The sequence below is a fragment of the Candidatus Pantoea deserta genome, from assembly GCF_003813865.1.
Lineage (GTDB): Bacteria > Pseudomonadota > Gammaproteobacteria > Enterobacterales > Enterobacteriaceae > Pantoea > Pantoea deserta.
On record NZ_RMVG01000003.1, the window covers coordinates 358,879 to 378,684 of the forward strand.

16 protein-coding genes are annotated in these 19,806 nt (G+C 55.7%); 7 read left to right on the forward strand and 9 right to left on the reverse strand.

What is annotated here, in order from left to right; translation table 11 throughout:
• The first annotated feature begins 25 nt into the window (after positions 1-25).
• Both BBB56_RS06965 and ycgN read left to right on the forward strand, forming a co-directional pair.
• The gene (locus tag BBB56_RS06965; RefSeq protein WP_123800122.1) at positions 26-685 is read left to right on the forward strand and encodes a fumarylacetoacetate hydrolase family protein; all 660 of its coding nucleotides are present in this window, start codon (positions 26-28) and stop codon (positions 683-685) included.
• A 65-nt stretch (positions 686-750) separates the two neighbouring features.
• Positions 751-1,197, forward strand: a complete 447-nt coding sequence (gene ycgN / locus BBB56_RS06970) for a cysteine cluster protein YcgN (protein ID WP_123800124.1) — start codon at positions 751-753, stop codon at positions 1,195-1,197.
• Positions 1,198-1,229: 32 nt separating this feature from the next.
• On the opposite strand, the gene dsbB is transcribed toward ycgN, so the two are convergent.
• Both dsbB and nhaB read right to left on the reverse strand, forming a co-directional pair.
• Positions 1,230-1,760, reverse strand: coding sequence for a disulfide bond formation protein DsbB (gene dsbB / locus BBB56_RS06975; protein WP_123800126.1), 531 nt, complete (start codon positions 1,758-1,760; stop codon positions 1,230-1,232).
• Positions 1,761-1,877: 117 nt separating this feature from the next.
• On the reverse strand, positions 1,878-3,407 hold the full coding sequence (gene nhaB / locus BBB56_RS06980) for a sodium/proton antiporter NhaB (protein ID WP_123800128.1): 1,530 nt from the start codon (positions 3,405-3,407) through the stop codon (positions 1,878-1,880).
• A 205-nt stretch (positions 3,408-3,612) separates the two neighbouring features.
• Here nhaB and fadR point away from each other — a divergent pair, with 205 nt between their 5' ends.
• Entirely contained in the window at positions 3,613-4,332 is a 720-nt protein-coding gene (gene fadR, locus BBB56_RS06985) for a fatty acid metabolism transcriptional regulator FadR (RefSeq protein ID WP_123800360.1), read from the forward strand.
• Between the two features lie 45 nt (positions 4,333-4,377).
• Here the strand turns inward: fadR and BBB56_RS06990 are convergent, their stop codons facing one another.
• Positions 4,378-5,913: a SpoVR family protein gene (locus BBB56_RS06990; protein WP_123800130.1), complete on the reverse strand. Its 1,536-nt coding sequence runs from the start codon at positions 5,911-5,913 to the stop codon at positions 4,378-4,380.
• A 506-nt stretch (positions 5,914-6,419) separates the two neighbouring features.
• Between BBB56_RS06990 and BBB56_RS06995 the strand changes: the two genes are divergently transcribed.
• Positions 6,420-7,721, forward strand: coding sequence for a D-amino acid dehydrogenase (locus BBB56_RS06995; protein ID WP_123800132.1), 1,302 nt, complete (start codon positions 6,420-6,422; stop codon positions 7,719-7,721).
• Positions 7,722-7,739: 18 nt separating this feature from the next.
• The gene (dadX, locus tag BBB56_RS07000; protein WP_123800134.1) at positions 7,740-8,810 is read left to right on the forward strand and encodes a catabolic alanine racemase DadX; all 1,071 of its coding nucleotides are present in this window, start codon (positions 7,740-7,742) and stop codon (positions 8,808-8,810) included.
• On the opposite strand, the gene BBB56_RS07005 is transcribed toward dadX, so the two are convergent.
• The 6 genes from BBB56_RS07005 to yeaG form a co-directional block, all read right to left on the reverse strand.
• A complete protein-coding gene (locus tag BBB56_RS07005) occupies positions 8,803-9,996 on the reverse strand; it encodes a multidrug effflux MFS transporter (RefSeq protein WP_123800136.1) in 1,194 nt (397 codons plus the stop codon). The genes dadX and BBB56_RS07005 overlap by 8 nt on opposite strands.
• 112 nt (positions 9,997-10,108) lie before the next feature.
• Positions 10,109-11,575: an undecaprenyl-phosphate galactose phosphotransferase WbaP gene (gene wbaP / locus BBB56_RS07010; RefSeq protein WP_123800138.1), complete on the reverse strand. Its 1,467-nt coding sequence runs from the start codon at positions 11,573-11,575 to the stop codon at positions 10,109-10,111.
• A 381-nt stretch (positions 11,576-11,956) separates the two neighbouring features.
• Positions 11,957-12,190, reverse strand: a complete 234-nt coding sequence (locus BBB56_RS07015; protein ID WP_123800140.1) for a DUF1480 family protein — start codon at positions 12,188-12,190, stop codon at positions 11,957-11,959.
• 75 nt (positions 12,191-12,265) lie between these two features.
• Positions 12,266-13,993, reverse strand: a complete 1,728-nt coding sequence (locus BBB56_RS07020) for a potassium/proton antiporter (RefSeq protein ID WP_123800142.1) — start codon at positions 13,991-13,993, stop codon at positions 12,266-12,268.
• A gap of 248 nt (positions 13,994-14,241) precedes the next feature.
• Positions 14,242-15,510 carry a YeaH/YhbH family protein gene (locus BBB56_RS07025; protein WP_123800144.1) on the reverse strand — a complete coding sequence of 423 codons (1,269 nt, stop codon included), beginning with the start codon at positions 15,508-15,510 and terminating at the stop codon, positions 14,242-14,244.
• Between the two features lie 90 nt (positions 15,511-15,600).
• Positions 15,601-17,535, reverse strand: a complete 1,935-nt coding sequence (yeaG, locus tag BBB56_RS07030) for a protein kinase YeaG (protein WP_123800146.1) — start codon at positions 17,533-17,535, stop codon at positions 15,601-15,603.
• Between the two features lie 421 nt (positions 17,536-17,956).
• Here yeaG and BBB56_RS07035 point away from each other — a divergent pair, with 421 nt between their 5' ends.
• Together BBB56_RS07035 and BBB56_RS07040 are read left to right on the forward strand one after the other, a co-directional pair.
• Complete coding sequence (locus BBB56_RS07035; RefSeq protein ID WP_123800148.1) at positions 17,957-18,706, forward strand: MipA/OmpV family protein; 750 nt, start codon at positions 17,957-17,959, stop codon at positions 18,704-18,706.
• A gap of 72 nt (positions 18,707-18,778) precedes the next feature.
• Positions 18,779-19,630 carry an aldo/keto reductase gene (locus BBB56_RS07040; RefSeq protein ID WP_123800151.1) on the forward strand — a complete coding sequence of 284 codons (852 nt, stop codon included), beginning with the start codon at positions 18,779-18,781 and terminating at the stop codon, positions 19,628-19,630.
• Positions 19,631-19,806 lie beyond the last annotated feature (176 nt).

The following is a 19,806-nucleotide window of genomic DNA, read 5'->3' on the forward strand; positions in this document are numbered from 1 at the left end:
TCATCAAACAGAGCAGGGGATTAGCATGTATCAGCATCGTAACTGGCAGGGCGCCTTGTTGGATTTTCCGGTGAACAAGGTAGTCTGCGTCGGCAGCAACTATGCGAAACACATAAAGGAGATGGGCAGCGCGACGCCAACTGAACCGGTGATCTTTATCAAGCCGGAAAGCGCGATTTGCGATCTGCGCCAGCCGCTCTCCATTCCTGCCGCGTTTGGCGAGGTGCATCATGAGGTGGAGCTGGCGGTGCTGATTGGCGCAACGCTTAAGCAGGCGGGCGAAGATCATGTGGCGAAGGCGATTGCCGGATATGGCGTGGCGCTGGATTTAACCCTGCGCGATCTTCAGGCCGGGTTCAAAAAAGCCGGTCAGCCGTGGGAAAAATCTAAAGCGTTCGACAATTCGTGTCCGCTCTCAGGCTTTATCCCCTCGGCGGAGTTTCCGGGCGATCCGCAGGACACCGAGCTGAAGCTGGTGGTCAACGGCGAGGTGCGCCAGCACGGCCGGACTTCCGATATGATCCATAAAATTCTGCCGCTTATCGCCCATATGAGTCAGTATTTTACCCTGCGCGCGGGCGACGTGGTGCTGACCGGCACGCCGGAAGGGGTTGGGCCAATGCGCTCCGGCGATAAGCTGGAAGTGTCGCTGGCCGGGCATGGCATCAGCACGCGCGTGCTGTAAAACTTGCAACGCCGCGCCTGACCCGATATAAGGTGCGGTTTTGAATTAATCCGGACGCAGCCATCATGAGTGACCTTCCTTTCTGGCAGACTAAACGCCTTGAACAAATGAACGATGAGGAGTGGGAGTCCCTGTGCGATGGTTGCGGCCAGTGCTGCCTGAACAAGCTACAGGACGCCGACACGGATGAAATCTATTTCACAAACGTCGCCTGTAACCAGCTCAATATCAAAAGCTGCCAGTGCCGCAACTACGAGCGCCGATTCGAACTGGAAGAAGACTGCATCAAGCTGACGCGTGAAAACCTGACCCGGTTTGACTGGCTGCCGCGCACCTGCGCCTATCGTTTACTGGGCGAGGGCAAAGGGCTGCCGGCGTGGCATCCGCTGGTGAGCGGTTCAAAATCGGCGATGCACGCGCAGCGAATCTCCGTGCGCTATATCGCGGTGCGGGAAAGCGAAGTCCGCGACTGGGAAGACCATATCATCGATCGTCCCGACCGTAACGGATAGTAAAACAGGCTGCTCAGGCAGCCTGTTTGTTATCAGCGGGAAAAGAGGTCGCGGCGTTTCGGTTTGAACGGCTGGGCGATCAGCACCGCGAGCGCCACAATCAGATAAGCCGCGAAAACCACGATCATCCACTGAGGCATACTCAGGCTAAGAAACATCCAGCTACGCTCTGCGCAGTCGCCGCCTGCGACGAAAACGGCAGGCAGCCACTTATCCAGCGGCAGCCACGTCGGAAAACGCGCGGCGAAATCGCAGGTGGTAAAAGGGTTGGGATGAAGCTGGATCATGGTGTGTTCCCACGACAGACGCAGCCCTTCCACGGCGCTGTAAATCCAGAGCAGCAGCGCGGCCCAGCGCAGAGGCGTATTGGGCGCAATCGCGCCTGCAATGCCCGCTCCCATGACGCCAAACAGCGCGCAGCGCTCATAAATACACATCACGCACGGCTGAAGTCCCATCACGTGCTGGAACCATAACGCGGTCAGCTCCAGCGCCAGTGCCGTCAGCGCCAGCAGCAGCCAGGCGCCGCGACCGCGTGACAATTGATTAAGATATCGCAACATTCTGCTTTCCCTGTAAACGTCAATGCCACGCAGTGTAAACCAAAAGCGCGGCGGTGCCAGCCTGGTACCGGTGAAAATCAGGGGCAAATCCGACTTAACCTGATCCAGGGCAGATATTTAAAGATGAGGCGCCGCCAGCCAGCCCCACTGCATCAGGGTATCCGTCACGGGCACCAGCAGCCAGCGAATGCACAAGAAGCCTACCAGCGACATCACCAGGGTAAAGGGCAGCGCCATCCATACCATACGCCCATAGGAGAGGCGAATCAGCGGGGCCAGCGCCGAGGTCAGCAAAAACAGAAAGGCCGCCTGGCCGTTTGGCGTGGCGACCGAAGGCAAATTCGTGCCGGTATTGGTCGCGACGGCCAGTAGCTCATACTGCTGCAAATCAATCGCGCCCTGGCTAAACGCCTGTTTCGCCTCATTGATAAACACCGACCCGACAAACACATTGTCAGAGATGGAAGAGAGCAAGCCGTTGAACAGGTAATACCAGCTAAGCTGGGCATGCGGCTCCGCCTGCAACACAAAAGCGATCAGCGGGCTGAACAGCTGCTGTTCGACAATGACCGCGACAATGGCGAAAAACACCGTCAGCAGCGCGGTAAACGGCAGCGCTTCGGTAAAGGCCTGGCCAATCGTATGCTCATCCGTCACGCCGCACAGGGCGGTGGCGAGGATGATCACCGACAGCCCTATAAGCCCGACTTCCGCCAGATGCAGCGCCAGCGCGACGATCAGCCAGACGCCGATTATCGCCTGTATCCACAGTTTTAATCTGTCCTGCGTCGTTCGCTGCGCGGCTGTTTCGCGATCGTTTTGCAGTAAAATCGCGCGCACCTCATCCGGTAAAGTGACACCGTAACCGAAAAGACGCAGGCGCTCCACCAGCAGGCTGGTGAGTATGCCGCACAGCAGTACGGGCAGGGTCACCGGCGCCATTCTGAGAAAGAAGCTAGTGAAATCCCAGCCTGCCGCGTGAGCGATAATCAGGTTTTGCGGCTCGCCCACCATAGTCATCACGCCGCCCAGCGCCGTGCCGACGCCTGCCTGCATCATCAGGCTGCGCAGGAATGCGCGAAACTGCTCCAGCGTGGCGCGCTGATGATGTTCTTCGGCGGCGTAGCCGGCGTCCGAGGCGACGCGATGGTAAATCTGATAAAAGCCCGTCGCGACGCTGATCACCACGGCCACCACGGTTAACGCGTCAAGAAAGGCAGAGAGAAATGCGGCCGCAAGGCAAAAGGTCAGGCTGAGCAGGATTTTCGAACGCAGCGACAGCAGCAGGCGGGTAAAGACAAACAGCAGCAGCTGTTTCATAAAAAAGATGCCGGCGACCATAAAGATCAGCAACAGCAGCACTTGCAGGTTGCCCGCCAGCTCCTGCTTCACCTGCTCGGCGCTGGCCATGCCGATGGCGACCGCCTCCAGCGTCAGCAAGCCGGCGGGCAGCAGCGGATGACATTTGAGCGCCATCCCCAGCGTAAAAATAAACTCGCCGACCAGCAGCCATCCGGCAAGAAAGGGGCTGACAAAGAAAAACAGCAGCGGATTAATTACAAGACACGCCAGCAGCAGCGTTTTATACCAGTCAGGCGACTGCCCAAGAAAGTTGCGGTATAGCGCCTGGCCGAAAGTTATCTCCATGGCGAAAAGCCCTGTCAGTTAGAAAGAGTGAGCGAAAGGGTAATCAGCGGAACCCTGAGGCGCAATATCACCTTGCGGGTTTGCGCGCGGCTGCTGATTTTTGCGTCAGCGCGCGCTTTTAATCGTTGCACAGTCTATAACAGGGTCAGGGCGTCTGGTATGATGAGTGCCATTTCGACAAAGAAAGCAACGAGAAAACATCGCTATGGTCATTAAGGCGCAGAGCCCTGCGGGATTTGCTGAAGAGTATATTATTGAAAGCATCTGGAATAGCCGCTTTCCTCCTGGGTCAATCCTTCCTGCCGAACGTGAGCTTTCTGAACTTATCGGCGTAACGCGCACAACGCTGCGCGAAGTGCTACAGCGTCTGGCGCGAGACGGATGGCTGACTATTCAGCACGGTAAACCGACCCGCGTAAATGATTTCTGGGAAACCTCGGGGCTGAATATTCTTGAGACGCTGGCGCGGCTGGATCACGACAGCGTACCGGTGCTGATTGATAATCTGCTGTCGGTGCGTACCAATATCGCGTCAATCTTTATCAGCCGCGCGCTGCGCCATCATCCGGATAAGGCGCGCGCCGTGCTGGAGAGCGTGGCCGGTAGCGACGATCAGGCCGATGCCTATACCGAACTTGACTACCGCGTGTTCCGCGGTCTTGCCTTTGCCTCTGGCAATCCGATTTACGGACTGATCCTGAACGGCCTGAAAGGGCTGTATACCCGCGTTGGCCGTTACTATTTCTCCAATCCAGAGGCGCGTGAGCTGGCGCGCAATTTCTATGCGCGGCTGGAAGCGCTGTGTGACAAAGAGCCGTCGCAGGATGAAATCGTCGATACGGTGCGCGACTATGGCCGCCGGAGCGGCGAAATCTGGCACAGCATGCAGAAGAGTATGCCTGAGGATCTGGGCAGCAAACGTTAATAATAAAAAACCGGACAGCGTCCGGTTTTTTTTTCGCCTGCGCCTTTAAAGGCTGTTGCCGCGCGTCGGGCAGCGATCCAGCAGCTCAACGCTGCCGTCCTCGTTCTGCTGCTCCAGATTGACGTCAAAGCCCCACAGCCGATGCACATGCTTCAGGACCTCACGCCGACTTTTATCAAGCGGAGTGCGGCTCTGGGGCACATATCGCAGCGTCAGCGAGCGGTCGCCGCGCAGATCGACGTTATAGACCTGAATATTCGGCTCCAGATTGCTCAGGTTGTACTGCGCTGAGAGCTGCTGGCGGATCGCGCGATAGCCTGCTTCATCGTGAATGGCCGCAATCTCCAGATAGTTGTTGCGATCGTCGTCCAGCACGGTAAACAGACGGAAATCACGCATCACCTTCGGCGACAGGAACTGGCTGATAAAGCTCTCGTCCTTAAATTCGCGCATGGCGAAATGCAGCGTCTCCAGCCAGTCGGAACCGGCGATGTCCGGGAACCAGTAACGATCCTCTTCAGTAGGCGACTGGCAGATGCGCTTAATGTCCTGGAACATGGCAAAGCCCAGCGCATAAGGGTTAATGCCGTTATACCAGGGGCTGTTGTAGGGAGGCTGGAACACCACATTAGTGTGGCTGTGCAGAAACTCGATCATAAAGCGTTCCGACACTTTGCCCTCATCATAAAGATGATTGAGGATAGTGTAGTGCCAGAAGGTCGCCCAGCCCTCGTTCATTACCTGCGTCTGTTTCTGCGGATAAAAATACTGGCTGACTTTACGCACGATGCGCAGGATCTCACGCTGCCACGGCTCCAGCAGCGGCGCGTTTTTTTCCATAAAGTAGAGCAGATTTTCCTGCGGCTCCGACGGATAGCGCGCCGCCTCGACGTGTACCGCCTCTTTCTCACGGCGTGGCAAGGTGCGCCACAGGGTATTTACCTGACTTTGCAGATACTCTTCGCGGCTTTTCTGCCGGGCTTTTTCCTCTTGCAGCGAAATCTTTTGCGGACGTTTATAGCGGTCGACGCCGTAGTTCATCAGCGCATGGCAGGAGTCGAGCAGACGTTCCACCTCTTCCACGCCGAAACGCTCCTCACAGTCGGAGATATATTTTTTCGCGAAAAGCAGGTAATCGACGATAGAGCTGGCGTCGGTCCAGCTGCGGAACAGATAGTTATTTTTAAAAAACGAGTTATGACCGTAACAGGCGTGCGCCATCACCAGCGCCTGCATAGTCATGGTGTTCTCTTCCATCAGATAGGCGATACAGGGATTGGAATTGATCACAATCTCATACGCCAGGCCTTGCTGCCCGTGCTTATAGCGCTGCTCGGTTTCGATGAACTTTTTGCCGAATGACCAGTGGGCGTAATTAATGGGCATCCCTACGCTGGAGTAGGCGTCCATCATCTGCTCAGAGGTGATCACTTCAATCTGATGAGGATAGGTGTCGAGTCGGTAGAGTTTGGCTACGCGGTCAATTTCCGCAAGATAGACATCGAGCAAATCAAATGTCCAGTCCGGTCCATCGCTGAGTCGTTTGCTGTCCTTAATCGGATCGTCAAAGATTGTCGTCATAGCGCACCTCTGTTTTGCAAACAGGCTTGCCCGATGCGAGCAGCCGGTTCAGGTAATTTCAAGGCTCATCCCTAAGAAAGAGAACCCCAAAAACGGAGTGAACACTTCAATGATAGTCCACTGTCGCTTATCCGAGGGCGGAACTCAAACGAATTATTCGGCACAAAATCATCTGAAAATAACAGGAAAGGCATTTAACAGGCTGATGTGTGATACAGGCCATAAAAATCAGCACAAAGTGCTGTTTATAAGCGGATTATATGGCGTTGGCTTATTCTCCTGAAATAAGTAAATAATGCCGCCTGCGCTATGATTAACTGCTGAGAAAGGGAAAAAAGACGCATAAGTTACTGATTTTTTCTCTGACATAAGATTTTAGTGTTCGGAAAAGTGAAAAACATGTGAAATAAGTTAACTGGGTAAGGGCATTTATCGGCAGTCGCAAATGCGCGGGTATTGCCCTTTTAAGTAGTGGATTATGCTGATGGATTGCCGGTGGGGGCGATATGCACGTAGTGATTCTGGGTAGTGGTGTAGTTGGCGTGGCAAGCGCCTGGTATCTGGCGCGCGCGGGTCATCAGGTAACGGTGCTGGATCGGCAGCCCGATGCGGCGCTGGAGACCAGCGCGGGCAATGCGGGACAGATCTCGCCGGGCTATGCGGCGCCCTGGGCGGCGCCGGGCGTGCCGCTTAAAGCAGTCAAATGGATGTTCCAGCGTCATGCGCCGCTGGCCATTCGCCTCGACGGCAGCAGCTTCCAGCTGGAGTGGATGTGGAACATGCTGCGCAACTGCGACATGCAGCATTATCAGCAGAACAAAAGCCGTATGGTACGCATCGCGGAGTACAGCCGCGACTGCCTGAAGGCGCTGCGTGAAGAGACCGGGATTGCCTATGAAGGACGTCAGGGCGGAACGCTACAGCTGTTTCGCACGCAGCAGCAGTTCGACAGCGCCAGCAAGGACATCGAGGTGCTGCGCGAGGCGGGGGTGCCTTACGAACTGCTTCAGGCCAGCGAGCTGGCGCGCGTCGAACCGGCGCTGGCGGCAACCCAGCATAAGCTGACGGGCGGTTTGCGTCTGCCTAATGATGAAACCGGCGACTGCCAGATGTTTACGCAAAAGCTGGCAAAAATGGCGCAGCAGGCCGGGGTGGTGTTTCGTTTCAACACCCCAGTGGATCAGCTACTGCGCGAAGGCAATCGCATTTATGGCGTGAAGTGCGGTAACGAGGTGATCAAAGGCGACAGCTACGTGGTGGCTTTCGGCTCCTACTCGACCGGGCTGCTGAAGCATATTCTCGACATCCCGGTGTATCCGCTGAAAGGTTACTCCCTGACCATTCCGGTAAAAAATCCAGAGGCTGCGCCGGTGTCGACCATTCTGGATGAGACCTACAAAGTGGCGGTGACCCGTTTCGATAACCGTATTCGGGTTGGCGGCATGGCGGAAATTGTTGGTTTTAACAACAAACTGTTGCCTGCGCGTCGGGAAACGCTGGAGATGGTGGTGCGGGATCTCTATCCTGAAGGCGGTTATATCGACCAGGCCAGCTTCTGGAGCGGTCTGCGCCCCATGACGCCGGATGGAACGCCGATTGTCGGGCCAACTCCGCTCAGTAATCTCTATTTGAATACCGGACACGGCACCCTGGGCTGGACGATGGCCTGCGGTTCCGGTCAGCTGCTGGCCGATGTGATTAGCGGCAAAACCCCGGCTATCGCTGCCGACGATCTGTCGGTGTTCCGCTACCTGCCGGGCTTTATGCCGTCAGCTTCACCATTACGCAACGCGAACGCCACGCGTTAACATTCACGGAGAGGAAGTATGTCACGTCCCGTATTCGCCACTATTGATCAACAGGCGCTGAAGCATAATCTGGCGATCGTACGCCACGCGGCGCCCGGCACGCACGTCTGGTCGGTGGTAAAGGCCAACGCCTATGGCCACGGCCTGGCGCGCGTCTGGGAAAGTCTGGCGCAGACCGACGGCTTTGCCTTGTTGAATATGGAAGAGGCGATACTGCTGCGCGACAGCGGCTGGCGCAAACCGATCCTGTTGCTGGAAGGTTTTTTTCATGCCAGTGACCTGCAACTGATCGATCGCTATCGCCTGACGACCAGCATCCACAGCAACTGGCAGATTAACGCGCTGGCGGAGGCGCAGCTTTCCGCGCCTGTCGATGTCTATCTGAAGGTCAACAGCGGCATGAACCGGCTCGGCTTCCGGCCGGAGCAGGTCCGCGGCGCCTTTCAGAAGCTGCGCGCCTTGCCCAACACTGGCGATATTACGCTGATGGCGCACTTTGCCGATGCGGAAAATCCCGACGGGTTGATCGAACCGCTTCAGCGCATTGAACAGGCAGCAGAAGGGCTGAACCTTCCCCGATCGCTGTCGAATTCCGCCTGTACCCTGTGGCATCCGGAGGCCCACTACGACTGGATACGTCCGGGTATTGTGCTCTACGGCGCGTCGCCCAGCGGCGACTGGCAGGATATCGCCAGTACCGGTCTGAAGCCGGTAATGACGCTGAGCAGTGAAATCATCGGCGTTCAGCAGCTGAGTCCGGGGGATGGCGTCGGCTACGGCTATCGCTATCGCGCGCAGCAGGCGCAGCGTATCGGCGTGGTGGCCTGTGGCTACGCTGACGGCTATCCGCGCCATGCGCCCAGCGGCACGCCAGTCGCCGTTGATGGCCATCTGACTCAGGTGGTTGGCGCCATCTCCATGGATATGATCACCGTGGATTTGACGCCCTGCCCGGAGGCAGGGATCGGATCGAGAGTAGAGCTGTGGGGCGAGCAGGTGAAAATCGATCAGGTGGCGAAAGCCGCAGGCACGGTGGGCTATGAGCTAATGTGCGCGCTTGCCCCTCGCGTGCCGGTGAAGGTTATTTAAGCGCGGTCAGAGAGCCGTGCATTTTCCTGCTGCAACGCCAGGCGATCAGCGCCAGCGCTGCCCCTGCCAGCATCATCAGCGCCAGCGCGCTCTTTTCCGCAACGGGCAGCATCACGATTAACAGGCTGCCCGCCGCGCCGCCCGCCATCTGAATAAAGCCCTGAAGCGCCGCCGCGACGCCAGCCTGCTGTTGATAAGGCTCCAGCGCATAGCTGGTGGCCGGACCGACGGTGAAGGCCAGACCCGCCACCGAAACCGCGACCGGCAGCATATAGAGCGCCCAGTGCGCCTGTGCGCCGCCCGGCAGTAAATACATGCCTCCCAGCAGCAGCAGCGCGCCCGCCAGCATGGTGACAAAGCCCATCGCCAGACAGAAGGGACGTCCTGCTTTACGGATAGCTTTATTGACGAAGGCGCTGACCAGCATGATCCAGAAGCCATTCGCGCCAAAGGCGAAAGAGAACTGAATCGGCGTCAGGCCACCTTCCGTCATCAGCACATGCGGAGCCAGCGAAACATAGGTCAGCACCATGCCTAGCGCGCCCGCATTGGCAAAAGTAAAGGCAAGAAAGCGTGGCTGGCGCAGAATAGCGCCATACTGCGCCAGCGGCAGACCTTTTACGCGCAGCGTATTGGCGGGGCGGGTTTCCGGCAGCCACAGCAGCGTCATCAGGCCGATCGCGACGCCGTAAGCGCACAAAAACCAGAAGGGCGCGCGCCAGTCAAAGGCGCTGGCAAGCAGACCGCCCAGCAGGGGCGCCAGCGCAGGGACGATGTTTAGCGCGCCGTTAAGAAAGCCGTACGCGCGCGCCGCCTCGTCGCCGTCCAGCCGATCGCGAACCCCGCTAAAGGCCACCACGGCGCTACAGCAGACAGCGCAGCCCTGAATCAGCCGCGCCGACAGGAACATCGGCCAGTTAGTGGCGCTGGCCGCCACCGCGCTGCCAAGGATATAGAGCAGCAGACCGGCAAGGGCCACAGGCTTGCGCCCATAGTTATCCACCAGCGGGCCGGTAACCAGCTGTCCTAACCCCATAACCAGCAAAAAGATCGGAATAGTGGTCTGAATCAGGCTGACCGGCGTATTCAGGCCCAGCGCGATGTCAGGCAGAGTTGGGAGATAGAGATCGATGCCCAGCGGTGCCAGCAGCACCAGGCTTAACAGCATCAGGGTAAATTTTTGCATAAAGACCAGAGGTAAACCACGTGTAAAAACAAGCGGGAAGGGTAATGAGTCAGAGGTAAAAAGAAAAGGAAAAAAATGTGATGCCCGCCGTTAAGCGGGCATTCAGGGCAGGTTAGTAGGCGCCGTCGCGACGCAGTACCACACCGGCAGTTTTAAACAGAATGGCGATATCGGTCCACAGCGCCCAGTTTTTCACATACCAGGAGTCGAAGTAGACGCGGGTATCATAGTCAATATCATTTCGGCCGCTCACCTGCCACAGGCCGGTCATACCCGGTTTCGCCATCAGATAGTAGTCAACGTCGCCGGCGTAGCGCTCCAGCTCGGCTTCAATAACCGGACGCGGACCCACCAGACTCATTTCGCCGCGAATAACGTTCCACAGCTGCGGTAGCTCATCCAGGCTGGTTTTTCGCAGGAAACCGCCGATTTTGGTAATGCGCGGATCTTTTTTGAGCTTGAAGTCTTTATCCCATTCGGCGCGCGCCTCTGCGCTGGTCGCCAGCAGCTGCTCAAGCACCTCTTTGGAGTTGGTTACCATCGAGCGGAACTTCAGGCACTTAAACTTTTCGCCGTTCTGGCCAACGCGCTCGTGGCCGTAGATAGCGTTGCCGCCATCGCGCTTCACCATATAGCAGAGCAGACCAAAAACCGGCGCGAGGAACAGCAGCAGCAGCGAGGCCACCACCACGTCGAAGCAGCGCTTCAGGAAGCGGGATGAACGCTTGGCCAGGCTGTTGCTGACGCGCAGGATCATCACCTCATGGCTAAAGATAAAGGACATGTCGGTGCCGTACAGCGGCACGCCGCGCAGAGTAGGAATAACCGAGACCGAGCGGCAGTTCATTTTCGACAGGAACTTCAGCCAGGTGTCGCGCACCGCCTGTTGCTCAAATTCGGTGGCGACAATGAACTGGACGTTATCGCGGTCAATGGTCTGCCAGTTAATATCCTGCTGGTTAATTACTGGCACGCCATTCACGTTCGTCAGGGTGGACTCATCGTCGGTATTGATAAAGGCCTGCACGTTGTAGCCCAGAATCTCTTCGCTCTGCAGGGCGGCATAGGCTTCCATGGCGTTCTTGCCTGACCCGATGATGATCGTCTCTTTTTGCCACTGCCCGGCGCGGTTGATGGCGCGTTTGACCCCGGCGCGCATCAGCGGCAGCAGCAGCAGCGCATAGCTCCAGCTAAAAAACCAGACCATGCGCGAGAAGTCCCACTTGGAAAAGGCGATCAGCGCCAGATCCAGCAGCGAAAACACAAACAAGGTTTTGATAACTTCTTTCAACTCAAACCAAAAGGGTTTGCGGTAGGTGTAGTGACGCATGCGCATCCAAAAATAAGCGGTGCACAAAACAGAAAGCGCAAACTGCGCGATAAAACGGTATTCGATTTGATGTGGCGGAATAAACGCATCCAGATCGCCCCAGATCCCCTGGATAGTGGCCGCGGATAAAAATAGCGCCAGATTAAGAGCGATCAAATCGGAAAAGCTTAATGCCAGTTTTGCAAGGATATTTTTACGCGTACCGCTCCACGAGCGGCTCGCATCATTCATCACCAGTGTACTTGCCATAACACCTGCTCTCTTCTTTCTTCAGTAAAAGATGGCCTGACCAGAATCAAGTACGCGCTCAGGAGTGGACAACCAGAACACTTAAATAAAAAAGTATTCAGTTTTTACAGTCATTAGAGCCATACAGGCTGCGGAGAGGAGATAATAAATTTACGTGACAGGAATCACGAAAATCCGCAGCAACGATTATGAGTATGCAGTAGATATTTGACGGAGTTAATACGGAATAAATCTGAAAAACATTTTTTTGCCTAAAGTTTTACCCGAATAACTTATTGAAATTAAGGCATAAAACACAAGGCGAGCTGGAAATAACCAAATGGTTGAGGATGATTTTTAGGAATTACCGCCAGGAATGATCGCTGGCGGAGAGAGAAGCGATCAGGCAGGTTTTTTTAATACCCACTGGTCTTGCTGCTTATCGTAGTGCGCAATTTGTAAATCTACCGGTTCGCCGTCAATCCAGGCGGGAACGCTGGTGTCATGATCCCAGCCGTCAAGCTGATAACTCAGGCCGGGATTAGTCTGGCAGGGAATACTAACGGTCTGTAGATTATCGCTGTCGAGTTCGGCATCAATAATCTCATAGCGACCTATTTTAACTACGTGCCCCATAATATGCTCCCGTTCGCTGGGTTAAATAATGAGCATAGCTGTTTCCGCCAGAATTTCGAGCCATATTAAGTCGGATTATTCTCGCTCTTCAGCGACGCGCACCCCGATTTTCACAATACGGTTATCTTCTTTTTCCGCCACCGTCCAGGTGAGATGGTTCCAGTCGACGTGGTCGCCCACGACGGGGGTGCCGCCGAGCATACTCATCACCAGCTGGCCCAGCGACTGCTGGTCGTTGGTTTCTTCATCCAGCTCCAGCCCATAAATTTGCGCCACGTCGCGCAGGCGCGCTTCAGCATCAAGAATAAAGTCGCCGAAGAAACGCTGATCGAGCGAAACGGGGGGCGACTGGCTAAACATTTTGCCCAGCGCAGGCAGATCGCGTTCGCGGCCAATTACGCAGATGACGTCGCCTTCTTTCAGACGCGTGTTGCTGTTAGGGTGCATGAGCGCATTATCGCGAAACAGCGCCGCAATACGGGTTTCGCGCGGCATTTGCAGGTCGCGCAGCGCTGCGCCGACGCACCATTTATCGGCGCTGAGCTGGTAGACAAACTGTTCCCAGGGATTTTCCGGATGGATATCCAGCCCGACGCGGCTGATGGGCGAGGCCGTGGGCGGCACCACCACTCTGGCTTTCTTCGCTGCATAGCCCAGCGAAGTCCCCTGCAACATCAGCGACACCAGCACCACGAAGAAGGCGATATTAAAGTAGAGCGAGGCGTTCTCCAGCCCGGCCATCATGGGAAAGACCGCCAGAATGATCGGCACCGCGCCGCGCAGGCCGACCCAGCTGATAAAGATGCGCTCGCGTCCGGTAAAGCCGCGAAACGGCAGCAGACCGACCAGAATCGACAGCGGCCTCGCTACCAGAATCAACCACAGCGACAGGATCATGGCTGGCACGGCGATATGCCACAGGTCAGACGGCGTAACCAGCAGGCCCAGCACGATAAACATGCCGATCTGACTCAGCCACGCCATGCCGTCGAAGGTTTGCAAAATGCCGTGACGGTTGCGAATCGGGCTATTGCCAAGCAAAAAGCCGCACAGATAGACCGCCAGGATACCGCTACCTTCCAGCATGGTGGTCAGGGCAAAAACCAGAATGCCGCCGCTGAGCGCCAGCAGCGGGTAGAGCCCGGTGGCGAGACTGATGCGATTAATTAACTGCTGCAACGCCCAGCCGCCGCCCAGGCCCAGCACGATGCCCAGACCAAACTGCTGCACCAGATGCACAAGGAACATCCAGTCCAGACCGGTTTCGCCTTTCTGAATCATCTCAATAAGCGTGATGGTCAGAAATACCGCCATCGGATCGTTACTGCCCGACTCAATCTCCAGCGTCGAGCTGACGCGTTCGTTAAGGCCTTTATCCCCCAACAGCGAAAAAACGGCGGCGGCATCGGTTGAGCCGATAATGGCGCCAATCAGAAAGCCCTGCATTAAATCGAGCCGGAACAGCCAGGCGGCGGCCACGCCGGTCAGTCCGGCGGTAATCATCACGCCGACCGTGGCCAGCGACAGCGCCGGACCGAGCGCCACCTTAAAAGAGCTGGCTTTGGTGCGCATCCCGCCGTCGAGCAAAATCACCGCCAGCGCCAGGTTGGAGATGAGGTAAGCGGCGGGGTAGTTATCAAAGGCGATTCCGCCAATGCCGTCGACGCCGGTCAGCATGCCCAGAGCCAGGAAGATCACCAGAATAGGGATGCCCAGACGCGACGAGAAAGAACTGAGTAAGATGCTCGACGCAACCAGCACAGAACCGATGATAAAAAGGCTATAGACGATGTTGTGGTTCAATGTGGTCTCCTGCGGTTACGACGTTCATAAGAAGGCTGGCGCGTGGAATTACCGGGCATCTGCGAAAAGATAATGCATAATCAGTAAGTTGTCAGTGCGATAGCTTTATTTTTGCCAATAGATTTTTCTGTTTAAGCACAGGCTTAATGTGCAAAAAAAAGGCGTTGTTCGTCAAGGGGATTAAGGGCGGGTATTTTGGCAGGTATTCAGACGATTAAAAAAAAAGCCGGTCAGCGACCGGCTTAGCGTCAGGCTTCCGCTGCCTGTTTGTGAAACAGCTCGCGGAATACAGGATAAATATCTTCGGGCTCGCGGATATGCTGAATAGCAAAATTATCAAACATCGCTTGCAGATGCTCATATTCTCGCCACAGCGTCTGATGCGCGCGCCGGGTGATTTCGATGTAACTGTAGTAACGCACCACCGGCAGAATGTTTTTCGCCAGTATTTCGTGACACAGCGGGGAGTCGTCCGCCCAGTTATCGCCGTCAGACGCCTGCGCGGCATAGATATTCCACTGCGCGGGGTCGTAACGCTCTTTAACCACCTCATCCATCAGCTTCAGGGCGCTGGAGACAATGGTGCCGCCGGTTTCCTGCGAGTAGAAAAACTCCTGCTCATCCACTTCTTTAGCCTGCGTATGGTGGCGAATATAGACGACATCCACGTTTTTATACGTCCGGCTCAGGAACAGGTAGAGCAGAATATAAAAACGCTTCGCCATATCTTTGGTCGCCTGGTCCATTGAGCCAGAAACGTCCATCAGGCAGAACATTACGGCCTGGCTGGATGGCTCAGGACGTTTTTCAAAGTTCTTGTAGCGCAGGTCAAAGGTGTCGATAAAGGGCACGCGCTCGATACGGGCGCGCAGTTCGGCGATCTCCTTGCGCAGGCGCTCTTCTTCCAGCAGCTGCGCCGGTTCCGCTTTCTCAATCACGGCCAGCGCCTCTTCCAGCTCGTGCATCATGCGCCGCTTGCCCGCCGTCATCGCAGTGCGTCGCGCCAGAGAATTTTGCAGCGAACGCACCACGCTGATGTTGGCCGGAACGCCGTTAGAGGTGTAGCCGGCGCGGTGGGTTTTGTATTCATTAAGCTGCCGATGCTGATTTTTACGCAGATTTGGCAGCGCTAAATCCTCGAACAGCAGGTCGAGATACTCGTCTTTGGAAATCTGAAAAACGAACTCGTCCTGACCTTCGCCATCCTGGCTGGCATTGCCCTGACCGCCGCCGCCGCCGCCCTGAGGACGCTCGATGCGGTCGTTCTGCACAAAATGGTCGTTACCGGGATGAACGCGATGGCGACTACCGCCACGTCCCTGATGAAAAATCGGTTCGTTTATATCGTCTACCGGAATCGATACAGATTCGCCGCTTTCGACGTCGGTCACCGAACGCTTATTGATGGCCTCGGAGATCGACTGTTTGATTTGCGACTTGTAGCGACGCAAAAAGCGTTGTCGGTTGACTGCGCTTTTGTTTTTGCCGTTCAGCCGCCGATCGATGAAATAGGCCATAACTTTCCCCCAAACGTTGTAAGCAGGTCGGGCTGTTGCCCGACCTTACAGGTGTTAATGCCTGCGCATCAACGTGCTTACGTGGCGTGATTATGACGACTTGCGCACGCGCAGATACCATTCGCACAGCAGGCGAACCTGCTTGCGGGTATAGCCTTTTTCCATCATGCGGTCGACAAAATCATCGTGTTTCTTCTGTTCATCCGTGGAGGTTTTGGTGTTGAACGAGATAACCGGCAGCAGCTCCTCGGTATTTGAGAACATTTTTTTCTCAATCACGGTGCGCAGTTTCTCGTAGCTGGTCCAGTTGGGGTTGCGACCATTATTTTGCGCGCGGGCGCGCAGCACAAAGTTCACAATCTCATTACGGAAATCTTTCGGGTTGCTGATCCCGGCGGGTTTCTCGATTTTTTCCAGTTCCGCATTCAGCGATTCGCGGTCGAACAGCTGGCCGGTATCCGGATCGCGATACTCCTGATCCTGAATCCAGAAATCGGCATAGGTCACATAGCGGTCAAAGATGTTCTGACCATATTCAGAGTAAGACTCCAGATAGGCGGTCTGAATTTCTTTACCAATAAACTCCGCATATTTCGGAATCAGATAGCCTTTCAGATGCTCCAGGTATTTCTCTGCCTGATCCTGCGGGAACTGTTCACGCTCGATTTGCTGCTCCAGCACATAAAAAAGGTGAACCGGGTTGGCCGCCACTTCGGCATGGTCGAAGTTGAAAACGCGCGACAGGATCTTAAACGCGAAGCGGGTTGAAAGGCCATTCATACCCTCATCCACCCCGGCATAGTCGTGATACTCCTGCCAGGATTTCGCTTTGGGATCGGTGTCCTTCAGGCTTTCGCCGTCATACACGCGCATTTTCGAATAGATGCTGGAGTTCTCCGGCTCTTTCAGGCGCGACAGAATAGAGAAGCGGGCCAGGGTTTCCAGCGTGCCGGGCGCGCAGGGCGCGGTAGCCAGCTCACTGTGGTTAAGCAGCTTCTCGTAGATTTTGATCTCTTCGGAGACGCGCAGGCAGTAAGGCACCTTGACGATATAAACACGGTCGAGGAACGCCTCGTTGTTTTTGTTGTTACGGAACGTCACCCACTCTGATTCGTTGGAGTGCGCCAGGATAATGCCGTTGAACGGCAGGGCGGAGATGCCCTCCGTACCGTTATAGTTGCCCTCCTGCGTCGCGGTCAGCAGGGGGTGCAGCACCTTAATCGGCGCTTTGAACATCTCTACGAACTCCATGATGCCCTGGTTCGCGCGGCACAGCGCGCCGGAGTAGCCGTAGGCGTCAGGATCGTTCTGCGCATGGTTCTCCAGCTTGCGAATATCCACTTTACCGACCAGCGCAGAGATGTCCTGGTTGTTTTCGTCGCCTGGCTCGGTCTTGGCGATGGCCAGCTGTTCCAGAATGGAAGGCCAGACTTTAACGACTTTAAAGCGGGTAATATCGCCGCCGAAGTCGTGCAGACGTTTGGCCGCCCACGGAGACATAATGGTGCCCAGATAGCGACGCGGCACGTTGTACTCTTTTTCAAGAATATTGGCGTCTTCCTGAGGGTTAAACAGGCAGAGCGGATGGTCGTTGACCGGGCTGCGTTCGCCATCGGCGCTCAGCACATAAATAGGAACACGCTGCATCAGCGATTTCAGACGCTCCGCCAGCGATGATTTACCGCCCCCAACCGGGCCGAGCAGGTACAGAATCTGTTTTTTCTCTTCCAGACCCTGAGCAGCATGCTTCAGGTAAGAGACAATTTGTTCGATGGCTTCTTCCATGCCATAGAACTCTTCAAAGGCCGGATAGCGGCCAATCACACGGTTGGAGAATATTCTGGAAAGGCGTGGCTCCTGGGCAGTGTCGACCATGACTGGCTCACCGATAGCCATCAACAGTCGTTCTGCGGCGTTGGCGTATGCACTACGATCTTGCTTACAGATAGCGAGAAATTCCTGTAGCGTGAACTCTTCGTCCTTGGCAGCTTCATAACGCTGACGATAATGATCGAATATATTCATAGCGATGCCCGTCCTTTCGTTTTTAGCACAGGTAAAGGAGCGTAATTAAAAGCGCTTGCAGCTCCCGGAAGATATTCTCTTTTGAGTACAGCAACCCTTATGCCAACCTGATGTATTGTTATCGGGATACACACTTCTTATGGTCACTCTGCTCGTACTAACACTCACGGCTTACTTTTAACTGTAGAAGGCATTCCAGGAAATTTCCTCCGCATAATTTTACTATTTGGCGATATATCAATAACAAAGTCAGATTGTTGCAAAGCCAGCCCGGCAATGTTGAGGAAGAAAAGGGTGAATAATCCGGCAGATGTGCCGTCCTCAGCCGCTCCGTTAAAGAGCACCTCAGATAAAGGTTAAACTGGCGAGCGAAAATCGTTAAACTTCTGGCTGATTCTTATATTTATGGAAGAAATTAATTGTGAACCAATTCAAACTTAAAGCGGTTGCTGCGATTATCCCTTGTCTTTTTTTTGTAAACAGCGCCGCGGCTGAATCCTTCTCGCTTGGCGCATCAGTGATTTATGCTCAGTCACCTTACCGGGGTGGTCAGGACCGTTATTTACCGGTTCCCATCGTGAATTACGAGGGCGAGAATTTCTGGTTTCGCAGTTTGCAGGGCGGTTACTACCTCTGGAAGGATCCTCAGAATCAGCTCTCCTTAACGCTGCTGGGTTCGCCGCAGCAGTACGATCCGGGTGAAAACGACCTGGGGGATATGAAAGGCCTCGACAAGCGTCGCATGACGCTAATGGGCGGCGCAACCTATAGCCATATGGCGGAGTGGGGCATTCTGCGCACCACGCTGCTGGGCGATGTGCTGAACAACAGCAATGGCATTATCTGGGATCTGACCTATCTCTATCGCTTCCAGTTTGGCGACTTTAGCCTGACGCCAGGCGTGGGCGCAATGTGGAACAGCGCGAACCAGAACCGTTACTACTACGGCGTCTCCAGCCATGAATCCGCGCGTACCGGTATCGATCGTTATCAGCCGGATGACAGCTGGTCTCCCTACGTCGAGCTGAGCGCCAGCTATCAGATTGCCCCGCAGTGGAACGCCAGCCTGGTGGGCCGCTATACCCGCTTCGATAGTGAAATCAAAGACAGTCCGATGATCGATAAGAGCGGCCAGACAACGCTCTGGACAGGGATTAGCTATACCTTCTGAGTCGCGCTATAACGGGGCAAAAATGTAACCCTGGCACCAGAATGGTGCCCTGAATTGATGCAGGAGCCTTGCATGGACAACAGAATCACTTTTGATGGCCGCACGTTACTACCCGCAATCGGTCAGGGCACCTGGTATATGGGTGAGGACGCCCTCTGTCGTCGTGAAGAAGTCGCGGCGCTACAGGCGGGACTGGATTGCGGTCTGACCCTGATCGATACGGCCGAAATGTACGCCGAGGGAGGCGCGGAAGAGGTAGTTGGCGAAGCGCTACGCGGACGCCGTGACGACGCTTTTCTCGTCTCCAAAGTCTACCCCTGGAATGCGGGCGAGGTGGACGCTGTCGAAGCCTGCGAGCGCAGTCTGCGCCGCCTTGACACCGATCGCCTCGATCTCTACCTGCTGCACTGGCGCGGCAACGTGCCGCTGGAAGAGACCATTCGCGCGATGCAGACGCTTCAGCAGCAGGGAAAAATTTTGCGCTGGGGCGTCTCTAATTTTGACGTTGACGATTTGCAGGAGCTACTGAGCGAGCCAGGCGGTGAAGAGTGCGCCACGAATCAGGTGCTCTATCATCTGGCCTCGCGCGGCATTGAGTTCGATCTCCTGCCGGAATGCCAGCTTCGCCACATGCCGGTAATGGCGTATTGCCCGCTGGCGCAGGCGGGCAGGTTGCGTCAGGCGCTGTTTTCCGACACCACGCTGGTGGAAATTGCACAACAGAAGGGCATTAGCGTAGCGCAGCTGCTGCTCGCCTGGGTGATACGCAAAGAGGGCGTGATAGCTATTCCCAAGGCCAGTTCGCTAACGCACGTAAAAGAGAATGCCGCCGCGCTTCACATCAGTCTGAGCGACGAAGAGCTGGCGCGAATCAATAATGCCTTCCCGCCGCCGCAGAGCAAAATGCCGCTGGATGTGGTCTAAACGCCGGGCAAGGCTCTCTGAGCGTCATGGTGGCGGGAGAGGCGGACCGGCGGCGAAATCGTATGCGCTCCCGGCCTGTCATCCCTTAACGCGATGCGTAACAAGCCAGCACGGAAGATAATACAAAAGCGCGCGTGGCGACCCTCTCACTGCCGCCACGCGCGCTTTTCGGTTTT